Raw genomic sequence first — 817 nt, 5'->3', positions numbered from 1 at the left:
GCCGATAGTCGACGCTCACTTCCACTGCCCCCTCTCGAGGCCCTCGCGGCGCTCGGCTGGCAGCGCGTCAGCCCAACGCTGGATGGCCGCGAGGAACGCCGCCGCGAGCATCTTGTCGACCGTCTCGTTGCGGACGACGTCGTCCTTGCGGTCGATCACCGCACCCTCGAGGCTCTCGAACCTGTTGACGCACGCGCCTTCGTACAGCGCGGCGCTGCCCTCCGGCGAGACACAGTCGATCGCCAGCTTGGTCAGGATGGCCGAGAACGACGCGAGCTCGCGATCGGGCGTCACGTTCAGGATCCACCCCTTGTACTTCACCAGGTAGGCGCGCAACGCCTGGTCGCCCCACTCGGCGTCCGGATCCTGGAGCATCTGGGTCAGGAGGAACTGAGAGCCCGCGTCCAGGACGCGATAGACGTTCGTGAACTTGGCTCGCCGGAGTGTGGGATCGTCCGTCCAGGGAGCCGAGGCACCGTTCTGGCGACGGATCCAGACGTAGTGCCGCTCCTCGACGAACTGGATGTACCTCAGTGCCTCGTCGACGTTCATGGAGCCACCACTCGGACACCGAACTTCTTCAGAGCGGCGTCACAGTCCGGGCACGGCGCGCACGTCGAGTACATCGTCCACGGCAGCGCGCCAGTGAGCTCGAGGTGCTGGCCGAGAGCGTTGACTTCAGCGTGCGTGGCGATGCAGTCGCTGTAGTCCGTGAAGGCAGGCTTCTCCTCGTAGGACTTGCGGCCACGTGGGCAGGCCCCGTCGAGGCAGTGATCCATCCCGAGAGGAGAGCCGTTGTAGCCTGTGCCGATGATCC

General features: G+C 65.9%; 1 protein-coding gene and 1 pseudogene. Both read right to left on the bottom strand.

The annotated features are described in order from the left end of the window. Positions 1 to 15 precede the first annotated feature (15 nt). Positions 16 to 552, bottom strand: a complete 537-nt coding sequence (locus ACTQ48_RS11315) for a nucleotide kinase domain-containing protein (RefSeq protein WP_441571003.1) — start codon at positions 550 to 552, stop codon at positions 16 to 18. Further along, positions 549 to 817 (bottom strand): annotated as a pseudogene (locus ACTQ48_RS11310) (hypothetical protein); the annotation flags it as partial. The gene ACTQ48_RS11315 and the pseudogene ACTQ48_RS11310, both read right to left, overlap by 4 nt.

The sequence above is a fragment of the Collinsella sp. Sow4_E3 genome (assembly GCF_052116285.1).
Classification (GTDB): domain Bacteria; phylum Actinomycetota; class Coriobacteriia; order Coriobacteriales; family Coriobacteriaceae; genus Collinsella.
This window is presented reverse-complemented; position numbering and strand designations above follow the sequence as displayed.

Excerpts from the sequence above, each read along its gene's own strand:
- ACTQ48_RS11315 (WP_441571003.1), bottom strand. The coding sequence starts at position 552 with ATGAACGTCGACGAGGCACTGAGGTACATCCAGTTCGTCGAGGAGCGG.